Consider the following 7,998-nt stretch of genomic DNA (forward strand, 5'->3'; position numbering starts at 1 on the left):
AGTGTGATGTTGAGAATTGGAAATGGGTAGAAAACTACCCATTTGTTTTATAGAAATGTTACTAGGCTGTTACTAGGCTTATGAGCCACGTTATTCCTCTATTCGACGGGGACTTGAAGAGGCTCGTTAGCTGCTTTATTTGGCTCTTTTACTGCGACGATAGGTTCTTGAGGGCCAAGAAACTTAGGCTGCGTATTGATAATATACAGGTCTAAAAACGCTTTCACACGGGCTAGCAGTTCTCGAACACGCATCGATGTTTTTTGCTTGTTGGCCGTCGGCCCTGCTACCGCGAGACACTGTGCATCAATGCTGTAAGCATCAGCGATGAACAGTGCGCGTTCGCAGTGAAAGCGTTGAGTCACAATCAGAAATCGCTCCGAAGCAAAAATTTTTTTTGCTCGTACAATCGAATCTAAGGTACGAAAGCCAGCATAATCAAGGTGAATCACTTCTTCAGGCACGCCTGCTTTAAGTAAGTCGCGTTTCATTGTCCACGGTTCGTTGTATGAACGGTGGGCGTTATCACCACTCAATAAAAACTGTTTTACTTTGCCTTGGTTGTAAAGCTCAATCGCCGCATTAATGCGATGAGTGTAGTAAGTGTTGAGGATCTTTCCGATGTATTTACTGGTACCAAGAACTACGGCAACCTCATGTTGAGGGATTTGCTCGTATTCAGTGAAAATGCTCTCTTTGGCTTGTAAAACCACCCACCGGTCGATGGCAATAACAGAAACAAGCAGACTAAGTGCAGAGATCGACAAAATCAAAGCAAATCGCTTCCAGGAAAATTTCAGCTTCCACTTTGATCTTATGCGAGAAAACAACAAAACGTTTTATATCCTTAACTAAAAATGTAGTTCTCATCATATCTGATAGAAACAAAAAGAGAGAAGCCCATTTATGCCAAAATCTGGTTAGGATGATAAAAAAATAAAAGCCCCTACATGGTAGGGGCTAATTATTAAACGAATTGTCTCAAGCTTAGAACGCAGTGCGTTTGTAGCGGCGGTAAACAGGTTGCCAGAACGACTGTTCAATCGCCACGTTCAATGCTTCATCAGTAATTTCTAATGCGACACCTTGTTCAATTGCCTTTTTACCAACGGCAAATGCGATTTTTTTCGACACCAAGTGGATCTCTTCCAGTGGTGGAAGTAGTGCACCACGACCATTGATTGCTAGAGGAGAACATGTTGCTAGCGCGCGACTTGATTCCATTAGCATCTCGTCAGTGACACGTTTTGCATTGACAGCAAGTACACCAAGGCCAATGCCTGGGAAGATGTAGCTGTTGTTACATTGTGCAATAGGGTAAGTGCGACCTTCATGAACCACTGGCTCAAATGGGCTACCTGTTGCAACCAGTGCTTCACCATTTGTCCAACGAATGATGTCGTTCGGTGTCGCTTCCACGCGGCTTGTTGGGTTCGACAGTGGGAAGACAATCGGACGCTTACAGTGTTTATGCATTTCTTCGATGACTTCTTGGCTAAATAGGCCAGGCGCACCAGAAACACCAATTAGTACCGTTGGCTTGGCGTTACGCATAACATCGAGTAGTGAGAAGCCATTTCCTTCATTTTCCCACTCTTTCGTATTGGTATGCTTTTGCACCAAGCGTTGTTGGAAATCAAGAAGGTTAGGCATGCCTTCTTGTAACAGACCCCAACGGTCAACCATGTAAACTTGTGAGCGAGCTTGCTCGTCAGAAATTCCTTCCGATACCATTTGTGCGATGATCGCTTCTGCGATACCACAACCAGCAGACCCTGCGCCTAGGAAGGTAATACGTTGTTTAGAAAGCTGAGTTCCTGCTGCTTTACAAGCTGCAAGTAGAGAGCCAACAGTAACAGCAGCAGTACCCTGAATATCATCATTGAAGCAACACACGCGGTCTTTGTAACGCTCAAGAAGAGGCATCGCATTTTTCTGAGCAAAGTCTTCGAACTGGATCAAAGCATCAGGCCAACGGCGCTGTACCGCTTGGATAAACTCTTCTACAAATGCATCGTATTCTGCACCCGTAATACGAGGATGACGCCAACCCATGTACATCGGATCAGCTAAGCGTTGCGGGTTATTGGTACCCACATCAAGCACGATTGGTAGCGTGTAAGCAGGGCTGATACCACCACACGCGGTATATAGTGACAGTTTACCGATAGGAATACCCATGCCGCCGATACCTTGGTCACCCAAGCCAAGGATACGTTCGCCATCTGTCACAACAATCACTTTAACGTTGTGGTTTGCTGCGTTGTTCAGCAAGTCGTCAATACGGTCACGGTTCGGGTATGAAATGAACAGACCGCGACCACGACGGTAAATGTTAGAGAAGTTTTCACATGCTGCGCCAACAGTCGGCGTGTAGATGATAGGCATCATCTCAGAAATGTGATTTTGCACTAGGCGGTAATACAATGTTTCGTTGGTGTCTTGGATGTTACGCAGATAAATGTGTTTATCCATATCGCTTTCGAAACTTTTGTATTGCTGGTAGGCACGTTCCACCTGCTCTTGGATAGTTTCGGTCGACTCTGGAAGCAGACCTTCTAAGTTGAATGAACTACGTTCTTCAGCAGAGAATGCACTGCCTTTGTTCAAAAGAGGGGTTGCTAAAAGAGCCGGACCCGCATATGGAATATATAGTGGGCGTTTATCGTTGTTCATTGGGTGCCTTATGTAGGGTTGAAGGATGCGCACCAAATTTTAACGGGTTCACTATTTAGTTGTAAACATGCGTTGATGCACATCAATGTAATGTCGCAAAAAAATTCAGATACCGACGAAAATATCGGCAATATTGGTTGTTTAGAGATACCTAAAGCAGGATTTTTTTACTTGGGTATAATGTTTTGCATCATCAAATCAAATCCAATTTCTATGTTTCAACTACCTATCGACAGCCTGCAAGCTGAGTTTGACCATCATGTAAGCCTTAACCATCTTGTGGTGGAAGCCGAAACCGGGTCGGGTAAATCTACCCGCTTGCCCATGTGGGCGGCAAAACACGGACGCGTTCTGGTTATTGAACCACGTCGAATTGCTTGTACCTCGCTGGCTGAATTTCTTGCTGATCAATCTGGAGAGCCAATAGGTCGCAAAGTCGGTTACGCGATCAAGCTTCATGCCTACTTTGATGAAAAAACCGAAGTTGTATTTGTGACTCCGGGGGTTGCACTGCGTTGGTTTTCGGAAAACAAGCTAGCAGACTTTGATGTCGTGATAGTGGACGAATTTCACGAGCGACGCTGGGATATTGATCTATTAACCGCCATTTTGAAGCAAGAAAATCAACATCGATTGATCGTCACTTCCGCTACCTTAGAAGGCGAAAAGCTAGCGCGTTACCTGGATGCTAAGCGTCTGCGTTCGGAAGGACGTTGCTTTCCAGTCACGGTGACACATCGTTCCACAGACAGCCGCTATTTACCGAACAAAAAGGGATGTGAACAGGAAGTTGTCGGAGCGGTAAAAGAAGCACTGGAAGATGAAGATGGCGATATTCTTGTTTTTCTCCCAGGACGTAAAGAGATCGCCCAATGCGCGCAGATGCTACAAAGCAGCAGTGATGTCATGGTGGTTAAACTTCATGCCTCGGTCAGTGATGAAGAACGACATCGTGCGCTGACGGTACAAAAGCAACGGAAAGTCGTATTGGCAACCAACGTCGCGGAAACCTCTCTGACCATTCCTAATATCCGTGTGGTAATCGATAGTGGTTTAGAGCGCAGAACTGTACAACGAAATGGACGTACAGCACTGACATTAACCAACATTTCTAAGGCCAGTGCCGCGCAGCGAATGGGGCGAGCAGGTCGCGTTACCGAAGGGGCTTGTATTCGTCTATATGGTGAGCACGCGCCTTTAGAGTTGGTGACACCTCCAGAATTACACAGAGAAGAGCTCGTCGAGCCCATGCTGGCAGCGGCTTGTTGTGGGTACCGTCTCTCAACACTCGATTTTCTCGACTCAATTCCCCCAAAGTCGCTAGAGGCATCTCATTCGACGTTGTTATCTATGGAAGCGATTGATGAGGATGGCAATGTCACGCAGCATGGGAGAAAAGTATATCCACTACCCATTGATGCACTGTTTGCCGATCTCGTTACCAGAATTCAAGCGAAGCCAGAGAAGGAAGCAATGATTGATTTGGCTGCCGCCTTATCTGTGCCTGCGCAGCTCTATCAGCGACAAAGTGGTGAAGTTGCTGAGCTTCTATCTCAAGAGGAGCCATACGGGTGTGATGCCTCTTTGCTTATCTGTTTGGTTCGGGGGGAGCGACTTCCGGGCATTGTCATTGATGCCAGCGCACTCGAAGAGGCGCAAGGTTTAGCGAAACAAATGCGAGAAGTATTTGAATTACCGGAACTTGACGTTGCCTCTCGATATAAACGTGAAGCGCTCTTTTTCTCCATCGCCTCATTGCACCCTGAGCTTGTGTTTGTCCGACGAGCTCGTCGAAGAGATGCTCTAGGAAATGGCGTAGTCGAGATGCTGGTTGGGCGTAACAGCCGCTTTCCTGATAAAGAAGAAGCGGCCATCGTGCTAGATAGCCATAGCGTGCCAGGACGAGGCGTTAAGCAAACACTAAACCTCGCATCGGTTATGATGCCTATCCCGCTGACGTTATTACGCGAACTTGAGCTAGGGGTATGGCAACAAGGTGAGACGAATTATGAAGAGGAGACCCCAAGAGCAACGATGTACTTGGTCTACGCTGGGCGAATAATCTGTACTGAACATCAAGCGTTAAAAGGTGATGTTGCTGTTCAGTCTATTGTCGAAATGATAGAAGACGAGACACTGTTACCAGGTTTTGCTTCTCAAAGAAAACAGCAAATCCAACACTGGAAACTCTACAACGCATTGGGCCTTAATGTCGAAGGAGAAGAGGTTAACGACTTGGCCTCCTTGACATTTTCTAGCTGGTTAAAGGATCAGTTGGAAACATTAGGCGTTGAAAATATCGATGATATGGCGTTGTTTGAACCAGAAGACTTAACATTTAATGGTGTTCCAGAATGGGAATACGACGATTTCACGGAGCAGTACCCTTTAGAACTTTCGCTGCCAGAACTCCAACTAGATGTCGAGTATTACGCGTCTCGCAAGCTGGTACAGGTCGTTTATCGAGAGGGAAACCGAAAGGGAGACCCGAAGCGTTGGGAGCTGCCACGTTGGGCGGGTTGGAAGATACAGTATAAAAAGGCCAGTCGAGTGATTGATGTGAAGTAGGTCGGCGGATGACGTTGTGACAAGAATTGATATTTTCTTGGTGAATCTATAATGATTTCATATTGATAGCGTTACTTGCGTGTTGTTTTTAGTTTCTTAATTGAAATATTAATCAATTGAATGCTTATATATGGCGAAGCTGTACATCAGTTGTTACAAAGCTGGTTTTAATATTTCCTTTTGTATGTAAATTAGGGCATAAAAGACGAATGTTTTATATCCCATTGCTATATCAAAACAGTTGAACGATATTTGGTATATCTCATTTTCGAGTGTCGGGGGCATAGAATGGATCAACAAGGAAAGACGTGCATTGAATTCGACTACACTAGCTTTTTAGGAGCGACAGGTAGTAAAAAATGGACCTTTTTAGAGGCATTTGCCACCATAGCGCCTATTTTCGGTTTGATGTGGAAACAGAACATTGCGGAATTGAGCAAGCCTGAAGATCGGTTGTGGGATGCCGCATTAAAATCGATGTCTTCTCGTAAAAGTGATGAATCCAATTTGGTCCGCTTAACTCAGCTAGCTAAACATGAAGGGATCAATGAATTGCGAGTCGTTATGCCATATTCGCTCGATGTTCAGCAAATCGAGTACATAGAATCTCGCAGTCAGTTGAAGGTGGATACGTCAGAACAAGATGTCCTTAACATCAAGTTTTAGGCTGAGCATTTCCACTTCATCGATGTACCACTTAACAATAGTGCAATGAAAAGCGACCTCAAAGTAGGTCGCTTTTTTATTTTGAGGTTTTTGTCACAGGTCTTGGAAGTGTGATGAATATAGAGTATTTGCACTTAAATTAACAAAAATGTAACGTTTGGAAATGCAATTGTCATAACTAGCTTCTAACTTTGTGTTTTTAGGACAAATTACCGACTAAGTGGTTGGTCTGTAAGTTCGAATTAACGTCCCTTATTGGCACACAAGGATGATTGAGTCACCACGTCATTTGGGCATAAAAACAAACACAATAAGAAAGGAAGTCAATATGTCTTTGTCTCGTCGAGACTTTATGAAAGCTGCCTCTTCAACGGCGATTGTTACCGGGCTGGTGGGCTGTGGTAGCGATGCTAGTGAATCTGTTGCGGTTACCTTTGAGCACGGAGTGGCGAGTGGAGATCCTACTCAAACACAAGTAATCATTTGGACTCGTGTTACAACCTCAGCGAGCTACGCAGATGTAAGCTGGCAAGTTTCATCTAACGAAAATTTTACTGATATCGTGCAAAGTGGCACTTTTGCCACAGACACGAGCCGAGATTTCACGGTAAAAGTCGATGTTCAAAATCTCAACGCAAATTCTCGTTACTACTATCGATTCATGGTTGGAGATGTCACTAGCGAAGTCGGGCAAACTCAAACATTACCAGAGGATGGTGTAGAAAAGGCATCCATGGCGGTTGTTTCTTGCGCAAACTATCCCGCTGGTTACTTCCATGTGTATCGAGAGATCTTAAATCAACATGAGCAAGAACCGTTTGATGTGGTACTTCATCTCGGTGATTACATTTATGAGTATGGTGCTGGTGGCTACGCTAGTGAAGATGCTGAGGCACTAGGGCGAGAACCAAGCAAAGGCACTGAATGCATTACCTTAGATGATTACCGAAAACGGTATGCGCAATATCGCCAAGATGCTGATCTGCAAGCGTTACATGCGAGCCTACCAATGATTGCAGTCTGGGATGACCATGAGCTTGCAAATGATAGTTGGAAAAATGGTGCGGAAAACCATCAAGAAGAGGAAGGCAGCTTTAATGATCGTCGTGCAGCTGCGGCTGCCGCGTGGACAGAATGGTTGCCCGTTCGTGAAAACACTTTCTCAAACATGCTGATTTACCGTCAGTTTTCGTTTGGAAGTTTAGTCAATTTGATGATGCTCGACACGCGACTTGTGGGGCGTGATAAACCGTTGGATTATTTCTCGCTCAGCTCACCAACGATGGAAGCTATTGGCGGTTTAGTTGCTCAGTCGCGCAGTGAAGACCGAGAGCTCTTAGGCGGTGACCAACTCGCTTGGCTGATGGATGCGTTCAGTACGCACGACGCAACTTGGAATGTGCTAGGGCAACAAGTGTTAATGTCTCGTATGGAGTTGCCAAGTTCGGTTATGACCGCGATGTTTCAATTGTTTACTGCCACTGAAGAACAAAAAACAGAGGCGTTATTAGCGGTAAACTCTGCGATTACGGGTTATCTCTCTGACCCAAGTTTAGATACCATTGCTTTGCCATATAACCTAGATGCATGGGATGGTTACTACGTTGAGCGAGAGAACGTTTATCAACTGGCCAAAGCCAGCAGTGGTAACTTTGTCTGTTTGGCAGGAGATACGCACAACGCATGGGCAAGTGAGCTTAAAGACGTATCTAAGCATCCTATCGGGGTAGAGTTTGCGACTAGCTCTGTGAGTTCCCCTGGGTTAGAGGCCTACCTCGCGTTAGACCCTGTTGCGATCGCTCAAATGGAATACACGCTGCCGCACTTAGTGTCAGAATTACAGTGGGCAGACATCAAACAGCGTGGCTTTATGCGCGTTACTTTTACGCCCGACAAGGCAGAGTCGACCTGGTATTTCGTATCAACGATTAAAGACAAAACATATCAGGTGACGACCAAGTCAGCCTCTACAACAGATGGCACTACGTTAAATATCGGCTAAACTGAGCCTTGACCCGTCCTGATATGGGTTGACACTTTTTAACTAAAACGCTCGATGTACTTCATCGGGCGTTTTGTATTTTAAAG

The 7,998-nt window shown here is 45.3% G+C and carries 5 protein-coding genes; 3 read left to right on the forward strand and 2 right to left on the reverse strand.

Annotation, left to right across the window (positions count from 1 at the left end; all coding sequences use genetic code 11):
* Positions 1-98: 98 nt before the first annotated feature.
* Positions 99-833 carry a vancomycin high temperature exclusion protein gene (locus R7M92_RS07000; protein WP_005388862.1) on the reverse strand — a complete coding sequence of 245 codons (735 nt, stop codon included), beginning with the start codon at positions 831-833 and terminating at the stop codon, positions 99-101.
* Between the two features lie 154 nt (positions 834-987).
* On the reverse strand, positions 988-2,676 hold the full coding sequence (locus tag R7M92_RS07005) for an NAD-dependent malic enzyme (RefSeq protein WP_005377977.1): 1,689 nt from the start codon (positions 2,674-2,676) through the stop codon (positions 988-990).
* 213 nt (positions 2,677-2,889) lie between these two features.
* Here R7M92_RS07005 and R7M92_RS07010 point away from each other — a divergent pair, with 213 nt between their 5' ends.
* The 3 genes from R7M92_RS07010 to R7M92_RS07020 all read left to right on the forward strand — a co-directional run bounded on the left by R7M92_RS07010 (position 2,890) and on the right by R7M92_RS07020 (position 7,912).
* Positions 2,890-5,244: a helicase-related protein gene (locus tag R7M92_RS07010; RefSeq protein WP_318132987.1), complete on the forward strand. Its 2,355-nt coding sequence runs from the start codon at positions 2,890-2,892 to the stop codon at positions 5,242-5,244.
* Positions 5,245-5,532: 288 nt separating this feature from the next.
* Entirely contained in the window at positions 5,533-5,910 is a 378-nt protein-coding gene (locus R7M92_RS07015) for a hypothetical protein (RefSeq protein WP_005377965.1), read from the forward strand.
* Positions 5,911-6,238: 328 nt separating this feature from the next.
* Complete coding sequence (locus R7M92_RS07020; RefSeq protein WP_318132989.1) at positions 6,239-7,912, forward strand: alkaline phosphatase D family protein; 1,674 nt, start codon at positions 6,239-6,241, stop codon at positions 7,910-7,912.
* Positions 7,913-7,998 lie beyond the last annotated feature (86 nt).

This window comes from Vibrio sp. Vb2880 (assembly GCF_033337975.1).
GTDB lineage: Bacteria > Pseudomonadota > Gammaproteobacteria > Enterobacterales > Vibrionaceae > Vibrio > Vibrio alginolyticus.